This window comes from Aquabacterium commune (assembly GCF_004362855.1).
GTDB lineage: Bacteria > Pseudomonadota > Gammaproteobacteria > Burkholderiales > Burkholderiaceae_C > Aquabacterium > Aquabacterium commune.
In genome coordinates, this window is sequence record NZ_SNXW01000016.1 from 14,264 (window position 1) to 30,348 (window position 16,085).

General features: G+C 63.8%; 19 protein-coding genes. 15 read left to right on the plus strand and 4 right to left on the minus strand.

The annotated features are described in order from the left end of the window. Nucleotides 1-176 precede the first annotated feature (176 nt). A complete protein-coding gene (locus EV672_RS17600) occupies nucleotides 177-1,109 on the minus strand; it encodes a LysR family transcriptional regulator (protein WP_133611279.1) in 933 nt (310 codons plus the stop codon). 145 nt (nucleotides 1,110-1,254) lie between these two features. Here EV672_RS17600 and EV672_RS17605 point away from each other — a divergent pair, with 145 nt between their 5' ends. The 3 genes from EV672_RS17605 (at nucleotide 1,255) to EV672_RS17615 (ending at nucleotide 3,794) form a co-directional block, all read left to right on the plus strand. Beyond that, the gene (locus EV672_RS17605) at nucleotides 1,255-1,521 is read left to right on the plus strand and encodes a hypothetical protein (protein ID WP_133611280.1); all 267 of its coding nucleotides are present in this window, start codon (nucleotides 1,255-1,257) and stop codon (nucleotides 1,519-1,521) included. Nucleotides 1,522-1,583: 62 nt separating this feature from the next. Beyond that, entirely contained in the window at nucleotides 1,584-2,651 is a 1,068-nt protein-coding gene (locus EV672_RS17610) for a YeiH family putative sulfate export transporter (RefSeq protein ID WP_130966547.1), read from the plus strand. Between the two features lie 99 nt (nucleotides 2,652-2,750). After that, the gene (locus EV672_RS17615) at nucleotides 2,751-3,794 is read left to right on the plus strand and encodes a beta-propeller fold lactonase family protein (RefSeq protein ID WP_133611281.1); all 1,044 of its coding nucleotides are present in this window, start codon (nucleotides 2,751-2,753) and stop codon (nucleotides 3,792-3,794) included. Nucleotides 3,795-4,043: 249 nt separating this feature from the next. Here the strand turns inward: EV672_RS17615 and EV672_RS17620 are convergent, their stop codons facing one another. After that, nucleotides 4,044-5,048 (minus strand): hypothetical protein, encoded by a 1,005-nt coding sequence (locus EV672_RS17620; RefSeq protein WP_133611282.1) that lies wholly within the window; start codon nucleotides 5,046-5,048, stop codon nucleotides 4,044-4,046. A 265-nt stretch (nucleotides 5,049-5,313) separates the two neighbouring features. Beyond that, a complete protein-coding gene (locus tag EV672_RS17625; protein ID WP_133611283.1) occupies nucleotides 5,314-6,360 on the minus strand; it encodes a DNA-binding protein in 1,047 nt (348 codons plus the stop codon). 490 nt (nucleotides 6,361-6,850) lie between these two features. Between EV672_RS17625 and EV672_RS17630 the strand changes: the two genes are divergently transcribed. Next, on the plus strand, nucleotides 6,851-7,276 hold the full coding sequence (locus tag EV672_RS17630; RefSeq protein WP_133611284.1) for a hypothetical protein: 426 nt from the start codon (nucleotides 6,851-6,853) through the stop codon (nucleotides 7,274-7,276). 300 nt (nucleotides 7,277-7,576) lie between these two features. Here EV672_RS17630 and merR read toward each other — a convergent pair whose 3' ends face one another. Continuing rightward, complete coding sequence (merR, locus tag EV672_RS17635) at nucleotides 7,577-8,011, minus strand: mercury resistance transcriptional regulator MerR (protein WP_000414383.1); 435 nt, start codon at nucleotides 8,009-8,011, stop codon at nucleotides 7,577-7,579. 71 nt (nucleotides 8,012-8,082) lie between these two features. Between merR and EV672_RS17640 the strand changes: the two genes are divergently transcribed. The 11 genes from EV672_RS17640 to EV672_RS17690 all read left to right on the plus strand — a co-directional run. Further along, nucleotides 8,083-8,433 carry a mercuric transport protein MerT gene (locus EV672_RS17640; protein WP_001294666.1) on the plus strand — a complete coding sequence of 117 codons (351 nt, stop codon included), beginning with the start codon at nucleotides 8,083-8,085 and terminating at the stop codon, nucleotides 8,431-8,433. Between the two features lie 15 nt (nucleotides 8,434-8,448). Then, nucleotides 8,449-8,724 carry a mercury resistance system periplasmic binding protein MerP gene (gene merP / locus EV672_RS17645; RefSeq protein WP_000732290.1) on the plus strand — a complete coding sequence of 92 codons (276 nt, stop codon included), beginning with the start codon at nucleotides 8,449-8,451 and terminating at the stop codon, nucleotides 8,722-8,724. A gap of 71 nt (nucleotides 8,725-8,795) precedes the next feature. Beyond that, a complete protein-coding gene (gene merA, locus EV672_RS17650) occupies nucleotides 8,796-10,481 on the plus strand; it encodes a mercury(II) reductase (RefSeq protein WP_133611285.1) in 1,686 nt (561 codons plus the stop codon). A gap of 17 nt (nucleotides 10,482-10,498) precedes the next feature. Beyond that, nucleotides 10,499-10,864 carry a mercury resistance co-regulator MerD gene (merD, locus tag EV672_RS17655; protein ID WP_041013395.1) on the plus strand — a complete coding sequence of 122 codons (366 nt, stop codon included), beginning with the start codon at nucleotides 10,499-10,501 and terminating at the stop codon, nucleotides 10,862-10,864. Beyond that, nucleotides 10,861-11,109 carry a broad-spectrum mercury transporter MerE gene (gene merE, locus EV672_RS17660; protein ID WP_041013394.1) on the plus strand — a complete coding sequence of 83 codons (249 nt, stop codon included), beginning with the start codon at nucleotides 10,861-10,863 and terminating at the stop codon, nucleotides 11,107-11,109. Before merD ends, merE begins: the two co-directional genes overlap by 4 nt. A 113-nt stretch (nucleotides 11,110-11,222) precedes the next feature. After that, nucleotides 11,223-11,486, plus strand: coding sequence for a thioredoxin family protein (locus EV672_RS17665; protein ID WP_041013393.1), 264 nt, complete (start codon nucleotides 11,223-11,225; stop codon nucleotides 11,484-11,486). A 124-nt stretch (nucleotides 11,487-11,610) separates the two neighbouring features. Next, entirely contained in the window at nucleotides 11,611-12,027 is a 417-nt protein-coding gene (locus tag EV672_RS17670) for a heavy metal-responsive transcriptional regulator (protein ID WP_041013392.1), read from the plus strand. Continuing rightward, nucleotides 12,024-12,290: a thioredoxin family protein gene (locus EV672_RS17675; protein WP_133611286.1), complete on the plus strand. Its 267-nt coding sequence runs from the start codon at nucleotides 12,024-12,026 to the stop codon at nucleotides 12,288-12,290. The genes EV672_RS17670 and EV672_RS17675 overlap by 4 nt, the downstream gene beginning before the upstream one ends. Continuing rightward, entirely contained in the window at nucleotides 12,290-12,985 is a 696-nt protein-coding gene (locus EV672_RS17680) for a cytochrome c biogenesis CcdA family protein (protein ID WP_177334291.1), read from the plus strand. Before EV672_RS17675 ends, EV672_RS17680 begins: the two co-directional genes overlap by 1 nt. 144 nt (nucleotides 12,986-13,129) lie before the next feature. Further along, entirely contained in the window at nucleotides 13,130-13,690 is a 561-nt protein-coding gene (locus EV672_RS17685) for a recombinase family protein (RefSeq protein WP_003124096.1), read from the plus strand. A 2-nt stretch (nucleotides 13,691-13,692) separates the two neighbouring features. Further along, nucleotides 13,693-16,085 (plus strand): Tn3 family transposase (locus tag EV672_RS17690; protein ID WP_133611287.1); only part of this gene is annotated, 2,393 nt, incomplete at its 3' end.

Genomic DNA, 16,085 nt, shown 5'->3' on the forward strand with positions numbered 1-16,085 from the left:
GGCCAGCAGCCGTTGGGTGGTGCGTCCGGAAGCGGACGTCGATTACCCAGACCAGCTCATTGCATCAAAGCTCCGATCAATGGGCAGGTGGGCGGAGCGGGCGTCGGCGCCTAGCTGAAGGGTAATCGCGTGTCGCCGAGGGCTGAACCTTCGACATGCGAAGCGGGGCCGGGACGTTAGCGGGCAGCCCCAGTGGTCGCATCTGCCTGGGCGATGAACGCCAGCAACGCGGGCGTCGACTGCTTCTCACGATGCACAACCAGATGACATTGCCGAAGCTGCCGCGGCAATGTCGTGGAGACGCGGCACAGACGTCCAGCTTCCAGCGCATCGTTCACTACCCAGGCGGACAGGCAAGCCACCCCCAACCCTTCCTGAGCGGCACGCTGGATGGCCTCCGAACTGCCTAGCTCGATGCTGCGCCGGTAAGAACGCAGGTGGGGCAGCAAGCTCTGGTCGGTGGCCTCGCGCGTGCCAGAGCCCGTTTCGCGAACCAGCCAGACCGCCTCACGCAGCGTGCGCAGGGGAATGCGATCGCCCGCCCGGCTTGACTGGGCCAGCGCACTGTCGGGCGCAGCCACGACCACCATCTCGTCTTGCAGCCAGGGGGTGACCACCAGCTCCGGCTGGTGGCTGGGCCCCTCGATCAGCCCCACGTCGAGTTCGAAAGCGGTCACGGCATCGCAGATGGCGGCGGTGTTCCCGATAACGACCTTCGACCGCCAGGCGGCGGCGCTGCCGGGCTGCTGTGCCCCCATGAAGCCAGCGAGCAGCTTGGGCAACACGTAGTTGCCAATCGTCGTGCTGGCGCCGATGCGCAGCGACTGCGCCTGCGCGCTGCCGTCGCGCGACATCTGCTCGATGCCTGCGGCGCCGTCGAGCAAAGCCAAAGCCCGCGGCAACAGCGCGCGGCCGTTGTCGTTCAACAGCAGGCGTTTGCCGGCGCGGTCGAACAGGCGCAGCGACAGCAGGCGTTCCAGCTCGTTGACGGCCGAACTGGTGGCCGATTGCGACAGCGCTATCTCAGCGCTGGCCGCCGTGGTGCTGCCGCTGCGCGCCACGGCGACAAAAATCTGCAGCTGACGCAGGGTGAGTCGAAGCACGTCCACGGTGATTGCCTTTGTTATCGATTTCGCAGGTACATCTTAGTCATACAACCCGTTGGACGGGTTGATTGCCAAGCTCTAAATTTGCCTGGCCGCTCGATCACGGGGCGGCGGCCTGCCGCGCCACCACCGGCATCTGGAGCCCGACATGCTGACCCTTGAACGAACAACCCCACGCCCCGCAGCACCCGGCCCGCTGGCCCCACAGGCGCTGCATGCCCTTCAATGGGTTGCTGCCCGGCGGCCAGTGGCGGGCTTCATGGGGCCGACCCGCGACGTGGCCCATGCCGTCTCGACCACCTTGGCCGCCGACAGCAGCATCGACCCGCAGGTGCTGCGCTGGATGCCGGTCGCAGTGCCGCTGGCGGCCGTGCTGCTGTGCGCCGGCATCGCCTTGATCTGGGTGCTGGCGTGATGCACGCGCTGTCGACCTCACAAGCCAGCCCTGGCCCGTCAGCCGGCCACCGGGCAGCGCGGTTGCGCTTGCAGTTGGCAGCCCTGCTGCCCGGCCTGGCCTTGAGCGGCGCCCTGGCCGCGACCGGCATCGCGCTGGGCCACATCGGCTGGCTGCAGGACCACGGCTTCAGTGCGCTGACGCTGGCCATCGTGTTGGGCATGCTGGTGGGCAACACGGTCTATCCGCTGGTGCCGCGCTTGGCCGCGGCCAGCGGTGCCGGCGTCAACGTGTCCAAGCAGAACCTGCTGCGCCTGGGGGTCGTGCTGTACGGCCTGCGGCTGACGGTGCAGGACATCGGCCACGTCGGCATCGCCGGCGTCGCCATCGACGCGCTGGTGCTGGGCTCGACCTTCGCGCTGGCCTGCTTCATCGGCACGCGCTGGTTGGGCCTGGACCGCAAGACGGCGATGCTGATCGGCGCCGGCAGCTCCATCTGCGGCGCCGCCGCGGTGATGGCTGCCGAACCGGTGGTCAAGGCGCGCGCCGAGCAGGTAACGGTGGCGGTGGCCACGGTGGTGGTGTTCGGCACGCTGGCGATCTTTCTGTACCCGGCGCTGTTCGAGCTGAACCAGCACTGGGCGCTGATTCCGGGTGGCGCCAACGGCTTCGGCATCTATGCCGGCTCGACCATCCACGAGGTGGCCCAGGTGGTGGCCGCGGCGCGTTCGGTGGGCCCGGACGCGGCCAACTCGGCCGTCATCGCGAAGATGGTGCGGGTGATGATGCTGGCGCCGTTCCTGGTGATGTTGTCGGCCTGGCTGGCACGTGACGACAAACGCCACGCCCACACTTCCGCCGCCACGGGCCAGGCCCCAGGCAAGCTCGCCGTGCCCTGGTTCGCCTTCGGCTTCGTCGCGGTGGTGTTGTTCAACTCGCTGCAGTGGCTGCCGGCCTCGGTGGTGGCGGTGACCACCGAGATCGACACCGCGCTGCTGGCCATGGCCATGGCCGCACTCGGCCTGTCCACGCACATCGGCGCCATCCGCAAGGCCGGTGCCAAGCCGCTGTTGCTGGCGCTGATCCTGTTCGGCTGGCTCATCGTCGGCGGTGCCTTGATCAACCGCTGGGTACCGGCCCTGCTCGGCTGAAGCCTCGAATTCACGGCCCGACGGAATAAACCACGGGCTCTCCTCGTCCACCACAGCAAGCCTTTCCCTCTTTTCTCAACACTCTCCGAAAGACATCCCATGAATACCTTCTTCCGCACCACCGCGCTGGCCTTGTGCAGCACCTTCGTCCTCGTCGCCGCCAGCGTGCCCGCCAACGCCGCCAACGCCGCCGAAGCCACCCCGGCCCGCGTCACCTTCGACGGCCAGATCCGCAACAACTCGCTGGCGCTGAGCCCCGACGAGGCCACCGCCGTGGTGTCTTACAGCGAGCGCCCGGACGTCATCGTCTACGACCTGGCCACCGGTGCCGTGCGCGGTGTGCTGCGCGGCTACGTCACGCCGCGCAACATCGTGTTCGCGCCCGACGGCAAGAGCTTCTATGTCTCCGACAGCAGCCTGGGCACGGTGACGCGCCTGGACACCACCACGCTCAAGCCGCTGGCCACCGCGTCGACGCTGGCGGCCGGCCCCGGCGCCTTCGGCACCGCGCTCAGCAAGGACGGCAGCGCGCTGTACGTCAACAACCAGGCCAGCAGCACCGTGACGCGACTGGACACCGCCAGCGGGCAGGCCAAGGCGGTGATCACCGGCTTTGCGCAGCCGCGCCAGGGCGTGCGCCTGAGCCCGGACGGCGCGAAGCTCTACGTCACCAACTTCCTGGGCGACAAGGTGACCATCGTCGACACGCAGACCGACAAGATCGAGGGCGAGATCACCGGCTTCAACAAGATCCGCGCCATCTCCGTCACCGCCGACGGCAAGACCCTGTTTGCGGCCAACAGCGGCAGCAACGACATCGCGGTGGTGGACATCGCCGCGCGCCGCGTCACCGGCACCGTGCCGGTGGGCCGCGACCCCTACGGCGCCGCGCTCACGCCCGACGGCCGCTTCGTCTACTCGGGCAACTTGGCCGACAACACGGTGTCGGTGATCGACGTGGCCACGTTGAAGGTGGTCGCCACCATCGCCGGCTTCAAGCAGCCGCGCCAGGCCATCGTGTTCACGCGCGACGGCAAGACGGCCTACGTGCTGAACGAGGACCTGAGCATCTCCAAGGTCGAGCGTGCCGGGCAGCGAATCGTCGCCACGGTGGCCGCTGCGCAGGCGGTGGCGGCGTACTGAAAACCGGGAACTGTCAGAGAACCGGCGCACCGCACGACCGAGCCGGGGGCTTGCCGCTTCCGGTTCGCCCTGTTGTCCTCCCGGGGTGATCTCGGTTTCGGTGCAGGAACTGGGGTTAAGAGCCTAGGGTAAGCCCGCGCAAAACACTTTCCCCTTCTCAAGGTGGGCCTCCGTGACCGGCGACGTCTGCCGGACCCCCGCAATGAATGGTGTCGAGCAAAGCGCCGATGGCGCCGCCTCCCGTGGTGGTCAGCTCGGCTCGTTCCAGATAGATCGCTTGTATTCCGGTCGGGCGGATACGAGCCCCGCTTCCCTGATGAGCCTCGCCACGTCCTCCTGGCTCAGCTGGATGCGGCGCTCAAGGAAGAGCCTGGGTTCAGGAGTTCTGCGGAGGAACGCTGGCCAAGGCGCCTTGTCCTGGACCCAGGAAACGTTGAGCTGTTCCGTCCAGACTCGATCGCGCGTCGGCGTCACGGTCATCACGCCAGCCAGGCAGTGGGCGAGCTCCCGCAGCGGTCCTGGCAGCAAATGCCACATGACGCGTGTCAGGGCCGCGTTTTCGCCACCGAGCGTGCCGGGCATGTTCTCGTCAAGCGTGATGAGGCACCAATACCGACAGTTCGCCGGACGATGAGCGAACTCCGGCACCACGTGCCAATACGCCATGCCAGCGCCGCCCTGGCGCGTGTCGATTGCGATCGGCGACCACCCCGAGGCAGTCATTCTTTTGGAGTCGGCGACCGTCGCTGAGCTCGCATGCCACGGCTCCCATCGTCCGGTGCTCGCGTCGAAGACTTCCACGTGCTCCAGCAACACCCCACCGACATGGAAGTCGTTGCTGTCCTCTTCGACGCCGCCCACCTTCCAGATCAACTCGGCTCGGCCGACCAGGTGATCGTCCTCAGCGAAGGTCCATCCCTCAAGGGACCGATGAACGGTGCCGCGAGGGACCCTCATCAAGACCATCGGATGCTGGGATGCCCGAGTGCGCCAGTCCTGAAGGCCATCCTTGAAGGTGCGCCAGAAGGACAGACGGTAGATGGCTTGGTGGGGAGCGCGTCGCTCATCAGCGGCGAGCAGCTCAACGTGCGGATGCCGGTCGCCGGTGTCCCAGCGTCTAGGCCGCAGCAGCGTGTCTCGCCGGATGGTGCGTACTCCCATCAACGAATCGACCCTGTAGAAGAAGTCGTTGGGCTGTTCGGCATCGACGTCTTGAATCTGGCGCCAAAACTGAGCTTCGGCGTTGGTCCTCATGTCCTAACTCCCATGAACAAGTGAGTCCCCCGGGGCATCGGAATGACGCCGTGGCGACGATAACGCCGCGTGCATCGCTTCGGACCACGCGCATCACGATGCGCTAGGACCGCTCGGTAAATAGCCCGCGTCGTTTTCGGTGCAAAAACTGGGGTTAAGGCGGCGCGGCCTCTAAGTAAATCAACAACTTACGAGAATGGCTAGAAATCCCCCGCGTCGTTTTAGGTGCAAAACATGGGGTTAAGGTCGCCAGCAATGGGTGGTGTCAGCCGGTCGACGCGGCCTTGCCTTTGGACTTGTTCGCCGGCGGCTGCCCGATGCGTTCCAGCACACCCTTCACGACGTCGGCTTGCGTCTGGGCGGCTGCCTCGGCGGCTGCCAGCAGCCGCTCAAGCTCGCCGTTTCGGCGCTCCAGCGCCTCGGCCCTTGATTGGAGGGTTTCGTACTGCTGCACGGCTTGAAGGACGTGGGCGCGCAGGTCATCAACCAGCTGGTTCTGGACTGCCAGGCGCTCGCCGGCCGTCTTCAGGCCGCGGAGTTGCTCATCGAGCTGCCGGCGCTCGGCACGCGCAGCTGTGAGCAGCCCCAGCGCGTCTACCTTCTCCTGCAGTGCCGTCCGAAGTTCGCCCTGTTTGCTGGCCAGTGCTTCAGTCGCCGTCGCCACCTCTCGCTGCAGGTACTGCAACTGCTGTTCATGCTGACGTGCTTCGCGATCCCGCTGCTCCTTCGATGCCGCCCGGAAGTGTTCGAGCGCCTGGTGGGCGTGCTCGTGTTGCTTGCCAAGTTCTGCGGCATGGGCCTTGGCGGCTGCAAGCTGTTCCTGCAGCGCGGTCACCTGCGTCGTCAACTGTCCCGTCGTCTGGGCGTGCTCAAGGCGAAGGGCATTCAGCTCGCCCTGGACGCGCAGCGCCGCCGCCTTGGCGTCAGCCGCCTCAACTTGTCGCGCTTCAGCCTGGCGCATTGAGGCTTGTGACTCGGCCAGCGCTTTGTCACGCGCCTCGGTGAGGCGCTTGAGCTCTGCCGCGTGCCCTTCCTTCAGCACGTCAAAGCGCTCTTGCGATTCAAGCTCCAGACGCGCCGCCAGGTTGTTCACCAATGTCTGCAGCTGCTCGCTGACGGTTGTCCGTGGCGCCTGGCCACCGCCGCCACCTTCTTCGTCCTCGATTTCCTTGACCAGGCGCGAAATCGTGCTTTTTGAGCCGGTGTTACCGAGGTGAATGCGGATGGCATCAATGGACGGGTGGTGTCCGGCCTTCAACAACGCCAGTCTCGCCGCCTGCACTTCGCGCTTCGTGATGCCCGATCTTGCCATGTCTGCCGCCAATTACGTATGTGGTACGTAACGGTAGTATTACGTAATACGATACGTGCGTCAACGGCGAGAAAAACGCCTGCTAAGCACAGTAGATAATTTGGAGTTATCTGTCCTGCTTGGGCGCCGGCGCCATCAGCAGGAGCTTTGGCCGCACGAAATCCCCGAAATCTCAATGTTGAGAAGACGCGGGCACGGTATGGGCAAAACTGGGCTGCGGGACGCCCCGTTTGGATTCGTGGTGGCGTGGCTGCTAGAGTCGCCATCGAGGCCGGCACTGCTGGCCTCCCTGCTTACCTCCCTGGCAGGCTTCAGCGCCGACAGCGATGAAGGTTCAGCCCTCGGCCAAAACCGAGGGTTTTTTCTTGCGGGGCCGGGTCGGCGTTGCAATTCGGGGGCGCCATTGCGATAGCAGCAGCTTCAAGGGGAACACCCTAGGTAGACATGCCCATGCACGCTTGGTGCAATGCAGCATCTCGCGACCTTCTCCATGAAACTCCTCGGCTTCTGGCTCCTGATCGTGCTCGCGGTGCTCGTCCCCGCGACTGCCAGCGTGGCCACGTCGCTGTTCTGCCCCACCGTCGCGGTTGCGAAGGCGAAGGTGCCTGGACAGGTCGCCGAAGTGAAGACCCTGAGCAAGCATGCGGCGCTCTCAGGCGCGCATGCAAGAGCGCCGATCACCAAGGCGGCTGGCAAGAAACCGGTTGCCACAGAGGCCGATGCGCAGACGCAGCACTGCTGCGATGCCTCGCCTTGCAACCACTGCACCAGCTGCGGTTCCTGCGTGTCAATGGTGACCGAGCTCGCCGTGGTGGCGGCTGATCATCCGCTGGCCGACCTGGTCCTGCCGGATCCTGGTGGACCGCGCGCTGAGTTCCTGCGCTCCGGGCAGGAACGGCCACCCCGAACCAGCTGACTCAGCACGACCGCCAGCCGGCGGCCTGCGCGAACGCGCATGCCGAGACGAGCTGGCCACGCGTCGGCTGAGTGGCATGCGGTGGCTGCCGGAGCGCCTGATCCCCACGGGTTCCCGACAAACGACTCTTCTCGCGTCCATCGCCATGTGCTCGCCGGCGAACCTCGGTTCGAAGGGTGCCTGATCCGTTTTCGCCCTTGGTGGCGGCAGGACGGGCACCGTACTGGATGCACTCAATGTCTACACGGGGTCGTCTCAGAAAACGGAAAATAAAGCACGCTAAGGCGTAACTACCCTCGGCTACACCGCGTCGGCACCACGCGGCTCTTTCTCCCCTTGCAGCGAAGCAATCAGCGGGCAAGAAACGTTCCCTTGCCGCGCATGGCAGGCGAACACAAGTTCGGATAGCACGGTTTCCATGCGCGCCAGGTCGGTCATTTTTTCGCGCACGTCCTGAAGCTTGTGCTCGGCCAGGCTGCTGGCTTCCTCGCAGTGGGTGCCGTCATCCAGCCTCAGCAGCTCTGCGATCTCGTCGAGGCTGAATCCGAGCCGCTGGGCTGATTTCACGAAGCGCACCCGCGTCACATCCGCCTCGCCATAGCGGCGGATGCTGCCATAGGGCTTGTCCGGCTCCGGCAACAAGCCCTTGCGCTGATAGAACCGGATTGTTTCCACGTTGACCCCGGCCGCCTTGGCGAAAACGCCAATAGTCAGATTCTCCAAATTTTTTTCCATATCGCTTGACTCCGTACATTGGTACGGAAGTAAGCTTAAGCTATCCAATCCAGATTTGAAAGGACAAGCGTATGTCTGAACCTCAAAACGGGCGCGGGGCGCTCTTCACTGGCGGGCTAGCCGCCATCCTCGCCTCGGCTTGCTGCCTGGGGCCGCTGGTTCTGATCGCCCTGGGGTTCAGCGGCGCTTGGATCGGCAACTTGACGGTGTTGGAACCTTATCGCCCGATCTTCATCGGCGCGGCGTTGGTGGCGCTGTTTTTCGCCTGGCGGCGCATCTACCGACCGGCGCAAGCCTGCAAACCAGGGGATGTGTGTGCGATTCCCCAAGTGCGCGCTACTTACAAGCTCATTTTCTGGGTCGTGGCCGCGCTGGTTCTGGTCGCGCTCGGATTTCCCTACGTCATGCCATTTTTCTATTAATCACAGGAGTTCATCATGAAAAAACTGTTTGCCTCTCTCGCCATCGCTGCCGTTGTTGCCCCCGTGTGGGCCGCCACCCAGACCGTCACGCTGTCCGTACCGGGCATGACCTGCTCCGCTTGTCCGATCACCGTCAAGAAGGCGATTTCCAAGGTCGAAGGCGTCAGCAAAGTTAACGTGACCTTCGAGACACGCGAAGCGGTTGTCACCTTCGATGATGCCAAGACCAGCGTGCAGAAGCTGACCAAGGCCACCGAAGACGCAGGCTATCCGTCCAGCGTCAAGAAGTGAGGCACTGAAAACGGCAGCGCAGCACATCTGACGCCCTTGTCTGCTACCACAAACGAAAAAGGATCTGTCGCATGACCCATCTAAAAATCACCGGCATGACCTGCGACTCGTGCGCGGCGCACGTCAAGGAAGCGCTGGAAAAAGTACCCGGCGTCCAATCTGCCATAGTGTCCTATGCCAAGGGCGCGGCCCAGCTCGCCCTTGATCCAGGCACAGCGCCGGACGCACTGACCGCCGCCGTGGCTGGCCTGGGCTACAAAGCGATGCTCGCCGATGCCCCGCCGACCGACAACCGCACTGGGCTGTTCGACAAGGTGCGCGGCTGGATGGGTGCCGCCGACAAGGGCAGCGGCGGCGAGCGCCCGTTGCAAGTCGCCGTGATCGGCAGCGGTGGAGCCGCGATGGCGGCAGCACTGAAGGCCGTCGAGCAAGGCGCGCAGGTCACGCTGATTGAGCGCGGCACCATCGGCGGCACCTGCGTCAACGTCGGTTGTGTGCCGTCCAAGATCATGATCCGCGCCGCCCACATCGCCCATCTGCGCCGGGAAAGCCCATTCGACGGCGGCATGCCACCCACACCGCCGACGATCTTGCGCGAGCGGCTGCTGGCCCAGCAGCAGGCCCGTGTCGAAGAACTCCGTCATGCCAAGTACGAAGGCATCCTGGACGGCAATTCAGCCATCACCGTTCTGCACGGTGAAGCGCGTTTCAAGGACGACCAGAGCCTTATCGTTAGTTTGAACGAGGGTGGTGAGCGCGTCGTGATGTTCGACCGCTGCCTGGTCGCCACGGGTGCCAGTCCGGCCATGCCGCCGATTCCGGGCCTGAAAGAGTCACCCTACTGGACTTCGACCGAGGCCTTGGTCAGCGACACCATTCCCAAACGCCTGGCCGTCATCGGCTCGTCGGTGGTGGCGCTGGAACTGGCGCAAGCCTTCGCCCGGCTGGGTAGCCAGGTCACGATCCTTGCGCGCAGCACGCTGTTCTTCCGCGAAGACCCTGCCATCGGCGAGGCCGTCACAGCCGCCTTCCGTGCCGAAGGAATCAAGGTACTGGAACATACGCAAGCCAGCCAAGTCGCCCATGTGGACGGCGAATTCGTGCTGACCACTGGACAGGGCGAAGTGCGCGCCGACAAGCTGCTGGTCGCCACCGGCCGGACACCGAACACGCGCAGCCTGGCATTGGAAGCGGCGGGGGTAGCCGTCAATGCGCAGGGGGCCATCGTCATCGACAAGGGCATGCGCACCAGTAGCCCGAACATCTACGCGGCCGGCGACTGCACCGACCAGCCGCAGTTCGTCTATGTGGCGGCAGCGGCCGGCACTCGTGCGGCCATTAACATGACCGGCGGCGACGCCGCCATCAATCTGACCGCGATGCCGGCCGTGGTGTTCACCGACCCGCAAGTGGCGACCGTGGGCTACAGCGAGGCGGAAGCGCACCACGATGGCATCGAAACCGACAGCCGCACGCTGACGCTCGACAACGTGCCGCGTGCGCTCGCCAACTTCGATACCCGCGGCTTCATCAAGCTGGTCATCGAGGAAGGCAGCGGACGGCTGATTGGCGTACAGGTGGTGGCCCCGGAAGCGGGCGAACTGATCCAGACGGCTGTTCTCGCCATTCGCAACCGCATGACGGTGCAGGAACTAGCCGACCAGTTGTTCCCCTACCTAACGATGGTCGAGGGCTTGAAGCTCGCGGCGCAGACCTTCAGCAAGGACGTGAAGCAACTGTCCTGCTGCGCCGGATAAGGAAAAGGAGGTGTTCGATGAACGCCTACACAGTGTCCCGACTGGCCCTTGAGGCCGGGGTGAGCGTGCATATCGTGCGCGACTACCTGCTGCGCGGATTGCTGCGGCCAGTCGCCTGCACCACGGGCGGCTACGGCTTGTTCGATGACGCCGCCTTGCAGCGGCTGTGCTTTGTGCGGGCCGCTTTTGAGGCGGGCATCGGCCTGGACGCATTGGCGCGGTTGTGCCGGGCGCTGGATGCGGCGGACTGCGATGAAACAGCCGCACAGCTTGCCGTGCTGAGTCAGTTCGTCGAACGCCGACGCGAAGCGTTGGCCGATCTGGAAGTGCAGTTGGCCGCGATGCCAACCGAACCGGCACAGCAAGCGGAGAGTTTGTCATGAACGACCCCGAACGCTTGCCGACCGAGACACGCAAGCCAATCACCGGCTACCTGTGGGGTGCGCTGGCCGTGCTCACCTGTCCCTGCCATTTGCCGATTCTCGCCGTTGTGCTTGCGGGAACGACGGTCGGCGCGTTCATCGGGGACCACTGGGGCCTTGCAGCCCTTACGCTGACCGGCTTGTTTGTTCTGTCTGTTGTGCGGCTGCTTCGGGCCTTCAAGGGTAGTTCGTGCCCCCTCAATTAACGCTTGACCTTGGAGTAGTGACTAAGGTCTATCGTGATGGTGCGCAGGATAGATAGGCTTCTTATGGTCGCTCGCCGTCGCGCACCGTTACATCATTAACTTGGAGAATTATCATGACTACCAAACGTAAAGTCGAAGTTTTTAGCGCAGGCTGCCCCGCCTGCCAGACCGCCATCGAACTCGTCAATCGCCTCGCATGCAGTTCATGTGAAGTATCAACCCTCGATATGAACGACATCAATGTCGCGAAACGTGCGCGTGATCTGGGTGTTCGCTCAGTACCGGCTGTCGCCATCAACGGCCAGTTGGCATCGTGCTGCTCGGGTGCCGGTGTCGAGGAACAGGCGCTTCGCGCTGCTGGCATCGGTCAAGCATAAATCATGCTCCTGGCGAGAAACTTCGGCTTCTCGCCGTGACCGTTCAATCAAATTTTTTGGATGAACGATTGACCATGGTGTTAACTCCAAGGTTTATTCTGATGGTTATGACTTGGAGAGCGCCATGCACACTATTGGTAAAGTAGCCACGCTGGCAGGGGTCAGCCGCGACACGCTGCGCTACTACGAAAAAGAACATCTGATCACGCCTGCATCGAAAACCGATGCAGGTTACCGCCTATACGACGATGACGCCGTGCGCCGCATCCGCTTCATCAAGACCGCGCAACACTGCGGGTTCACGCTGTCGGACATTCACGAGCTTCTGACGTTAAAGCAGGCCGATAGTGCCTGTTGCGAGGACGTGCGCAGCGTGGCCATCGAAAAGAAGCTGCGTATCGCACACAAGCTCCAAGGCTTACAAGCGATGTCACGCGCACTGGATGAACTGATCGAGCGCTGCGCCGGTGGCGAGGCCGCGACCGACGAATGTCCCATCCTGGCGGCGCTGGAGAACAGTCTCGCCGAGGTGGCCCGATGAGCGTCAAGATCGAACTCATTGCTGCGCCTGGATGCGGCAAATGTGTAGCGGCGCAAAAGCAGCTCCGCGCCATCGCAACCGCCATGCTCGGCGAGAACGAGGTCGTTTGGCGCGAGGTCATCGTGCTCAAAGAATTCGAGTACGCGGTCTCGCTCGGCGTACTGAGCATGCCGGCCATTGCTGTGAATGGCGAATTGAAGTTCTCATCGCTGCCTACCCCTGAGCAGTTCCGTACCATGCTGACCAGCTTGGAGTCTTTCTGATGGACGCCGAAGCACTGCGCCAGGCGGTAGCTCAAGCCAGCTTCGGGGCGCTATGGGTCGGATTCGTGACAGGCTTTGTATTCAGCTTCAATCCGGTCGCGCTAGCTGCGATCCCGGTTTCGCTCGCCTACGTGACGACATCGCGCACCCCGCGCCAAGCAACGCTCTACGGAGGTCTCTTTGTCCTGGGCATGATCCTGACGCATGTGGCTTTGGGTCTGGCCGCCAGTCTGGGCGGCGGATGGGTGCAACACCTGCTTGGCCGTGCATGGGGCGTGGTGCTAGGCCCGCTACTGATTGTGTTGGGCCTGATCTGGCCGGGATGGCTGCGTCTTCCACTGCCGGCATTGAAGTTACGAGCCAAACCCGTAACAGGGGCGTGGGGTGCCTTTGCATTGGGCGTGCCGTTTTCGGTGGCGATCTGCCCGTTTTGCACGCCAGCGTTGATCGTGTTACTTGGCGTTGCTGCTGGCATCGGCTCACCCGTTTTCGGCGTAGCACTGCTGCTGGCCTTCGCTTTGGGGCGCGCGATTCCAATCGTGCTGGGCGCAATTGCCGTGGGTTGGCTGGAAAACTTGTCGGGGCTGAGGAGATTCCACAAGGTTTTTGAAATTATCGGCGGAATTCTGCTGATCCTCTCTGGCCTGTACATGCTCAACGCCTATTTTGTCGTCGTGCCCGGTTTGGCTGCTTGAACCTGTCAGATTGAGGCATACCCTAACTTGGCGTCAGACCATCCGGCGCTAAATCGTCAGAATAGAGTTGCCTTCCGAATTGATTGACATACGCCGTCAAGGGTCATAGATTTCTTCCTGACACATTTCCCTCAGGAGGATACCTTGCACGGTCAGCGCATCGGTTACGTCCGCGTCAGCAGCTTCGACCAGAACCCAGAACGGCAGCTCGAACAGATCCAGGTGGATAAAGTGTTCACCGACAAGGCGTCGGGCAAGGACACACGGCGGCCCGAACTGGAACGGCTGCTCGCCTTCGTGCGCGAAGGCGACACGGTCGTGGTGCACAGCATGGATCGTCTGGCGCGCAACCTCGACGACCTGCGCCGCCTGGTGCAGGGCCTCACCCAGCGCGGCGTACGCATCGAGTTCCTTAAGGAGCATTTGACCTTCACCGGCGAGGACTCGCCGATGGCGAACCTGATGCTGTCGGTAATGGGCGCGTTCGCCGAGTTCGAACGCGCCTTGATCCGCGAGCGGCAGCGCGAGGGCATCGCGCTCGCCAAGCAGCGCGGGGCCTACCGTGGCAGGAAGAAATCCCTGTCGTCTGAGCGTATTGCCGAACTGCGCCAACGTGTCGAGGCTGGCGAGCAAAAGACCAAGCTGGCTCGTGAATTCGGAATCAGTCGCGAAACCCTGTATCAATACTTGAGAACGGATCAGTAAATATGCCACGTCGTTCAATCCTGTCCGCCGCCGAGCGCGAAAGCCTGCTGGCGTTGCCGGACACCAAGGATGAGTTGATCCGTCACTACACGTTCAGCGAAACCGACCTCTCCATCATCCGGCAGCGGCGCGGCCCGGCCAACCGGCTGGGCTTCGCCGTGCAGCTCTGTTACCTGCGCTTTCCTGGTGTCATCCTGGGCGTCGATGAGCCGCCGTTTCCGCCCTTGTTGAAACTGGTCGCCGACCAGCTCAAGGTCAGCGTCGAAAGCTGGGACGAATACGGGCAGCGGGAGCAGACCCGGCGCGAGCACCTGGTCGAACTGCAAACGGTGTTCGGCTTCCAGCCCTTTACCATGGGCCACTACCGGCAGGCCGTCCAGTTGCTGACCGAGATGGCCTTGCAGACCGACAAGGGCATCGTGCTGGCCAGCACCTTGATCGAGCACCTGCGGCAGCAGTCGGTCATTCTGCCTGCCCTCAACGCCGTCGAGCGGGCGAGCGCCGAAGCAATCACCCGCGCCAACCGGCGCATCTACGATGCCTTGGCCGAACCGCTGTCGGACGCGCATCGCCGCCGCCTCGACGATCTGCTCAAGCGTCGGGACAACGGCAAAACGACCTGGCTGGCCTGGCTGCGCCAATCGCCCGTCAAACCGAATTCGCGGCACATGCTGGAACACATCGAACGCCTCAAAGCGTGGCAGGCGCTCGACCTGCCTTCTGGCATCGAGCGGTCGGTGCACCAGAACCGCCTGCTCAAGATCGCCCGTGAGGGTGGCCAGATGACGCCCGCCGACCTGGCCAAGTTCGAGGCGCAGCGACGCTATGCCACCCTGGTGGCGCTTGCCATCGAGGGCATGGCCACCGTCACCGACGAAATCATCGACCTGCACGACCGCATCCTGGGCAAGCTGTTCAACGCCGCCAAGAACAAGCATCAGCAGCAATTCCAGGCGTCCGGCAAGGCGATCAACGCCAAGGTGCGGTTGTTCGGCCGCATCGGCCAGGCGCTGATCGAGGCCAAGCAGGCGGGCCGCGATCCGTTCGCCGCCATCGAGGCCGTCATGTCCTGGGATGCCTTCGCCGAGAGCGTCACCGAAGCGCAGAAGCTTGCGCAGCCCGAGGACTTCGATTTCCTGCACCGCATCGGCGAAAGCTACGCCACGCTGCGCCGCTACGCGCCGGAATTCCTTGCCGTGCTCAAGCTGCGGGCCGCTCCCGCCGCGAAGGACGTGCTCGACGCCATCGAGGTGCTGCGCGGCATGAACAGCGACAACGCCCGCAAGGTGCCCGCCGACGCGCCGACCGAGTTCATCAAGCCGCGCTGGCAGAAGCTGGTCATGACCGACACCGGCATCGACCGGCGCTACTACGAACTGTGCGCGCTGTCGGAGATGAAGAACGCGTTGCGTTCCGGCGACATCTGGGTGCAGGGGTCGCGCCAGTTCAAGGACTTCGAGGACTACCTGGTGCCGCCCGCGAAATTCGCCAGCCTCAAGCAGGCCAGCGAATTGCCGCTGGCCGTGGCCACCGACTGCAACCGGTACCTGAACGACCGGCTGACGCTGCTGGAAACACAGCTTGCCACCGTCAACCGTATGGCGACGGCCAACGAGCTGCCGGACGCCATCATCACCGAGTCAGGCTTGAAGATCACGCCGCTCGACGCGGCGGTACCCGACACCGCCCAAGCGCTGATCGACCAGACGGCAATGATCCTGCCGCACGTCAAGATCACCGAACTGCTGCTGGAGGTGGACGAATGGACGGGCTTCACTCGGCATTTCGCGCATCTGAAATCGGGCGACCCGGCCAAAGACAAGAACCTGTTGCTGACCACGATCCTCGCCGACGCGATCAACCTGGGCCTGACCAAGATGGCGGAGTCTTGCCCCGGCACGACCTACGCCAAGCTGGCTTGGCTGCAAGCCTGGCACATCCGCGACGAAACCTACGGGGCGGCGCTGGCCGATCTGGTCAACGCACAGTTCCGCCATCCCTTCGCCGAGCACTGGGGCGACGGCACCACCTCATCGTCGGACGGCCAGAACTTCCGCACCGGCAGCAAGGCCGAGAGCACCGGCCACATCAACCCGAAATACGGGAGCAGCCCAGGGCGGACGTTCTACACCCACATTTCTGACCAGTACGCGCCATTTCACACCAAGGTCGTGAACGTCGGCGTGCGCGATTCGACCTACGTGCTCGACGGCCTGCTGTACCACGAGTCCGACTTGCGGATCGAGGAGCATTACACCGACACGGCGGGCTTCACCGATCACGTCTTCGCCCTGATGCACCTCCTGGGCTTCCGCTTCGCGCCGCGCATCCGCGACCTGGGCGACACCAAGCTCTACATCCCGAAGGGCGACGCCGCCTATGACGCGCTGAAACC

What these genes read in the sequence shown, in the direction of transcription:
- EV672_RS17605 (WP_133611280.1), top strand. Translation starts at nt 1,255, where the DNA reads ATGCTGACCCTTGAACGAACAACCCCACGCCCCGCAGCACCCGGCCCG.
- EV672_RS17615 (WP_133611281.1), top strand. Translation starts at nt 2,751, where the DNA reads ATGAATACCTTCTTCCGCACCACCGCGCTGGCCTTGTGCAGCACCTTC.
- EV672_RS17620 (WP_133611282.1), bottom strand. Translation starts at nt 5,048, where the DNA reads ATGAGGACCAACGCCGAAGCTCAGTTTTGGCGCCAGATTCAAGACGTC.
- EV672_RS17625 (WP_133611283.1), bottom strand. Translation starts at nt 6,360, where the DNA reads ATGGCAAGATCGGGCATCACGAAGCGCGAAGTGCAGGCGGCGAGACTG.
- EV672_RS17630 (WP_133611284.1), top strand. Translation starts at nt 6,851, where the DNA reads ATGAAACTCCTCGGCTTCTGGCTCCTGATCGTGCTCGCGGTGCTCGTC.
- merR (WP_000414383.1), bottom strand. Translation starts at nt 8,011, where the DNA reads ATGGAAAAAAATTTGGAGAATCTGACTATTGGCGTTTTCGCCAAGGCG.
- EV672_RS17640 (WP_001294666.1), top strand. Translation starts at nt 8,083, where the DNA reads ATGTCTGAACCTCAAAACGGGCGCGGGGCGCTCTTCACTGGCGGGCTA.
- merP (WP_000732290.1), top strand. Translation starts at nt 8,449, where the DNA reads ATGAAAAAACTGTTTGCCTCTCTCGCCATCGCTGCCGTTGTTGCCCCC.
- merA (WP_133611285.1), top strand. Translation starts at nt 8,796, where the DNA reads ATGACCCATCTAAAAATCACCGGCATGACCTGCGACTCGTGCGCGGCG.
- merD (WP_041013395.1), top strand. Translation starts at nt 10,499, where the DNA reads ATGAACGCCTACACAGTGTCCCGACTGGCCCTTGAGGCCGGGGTGAGC.
- merE (WP_041013394.1), top strand. Translation starts at nt 10,861, where the DNA reads ATGAACGACCCCGAACGCTTGCCGACCGAGACACGCAAGCCAATCACC.
- EV672_RS17665 (WP_041013393.1), top strand. Translation starts at nt 11,223, where the DNA reads ATGACTACCAAACGTAAAGTCGAAGTTTTTAGCGCAGGCTGCCCCGCC.
- EV672_RS17670 (WP_041013392.1), top strand. Translation starts at nt 11,611, where the DNA reads ATGCACACTATTGGTAAAGTAGCCACGCTGGCAGGGGTCAGCCGCGAC.
- EV672_RS17675 (WP_133611286.1), top strand. Translation starts at nt 12,024, where the DNA reads ATGAGCGTCAAGATCGAACTCATTGCTGCGCCTGGATGCGGCAAATGT.
- EV672_RS17680 (WP_177334291.1), top strand. Translation starts at nt 12,290, where the DNA reads ATGGACGCCGAAGCACTGCGCCAGGCGGTAGCTCAAGCCAGCTTCGGG.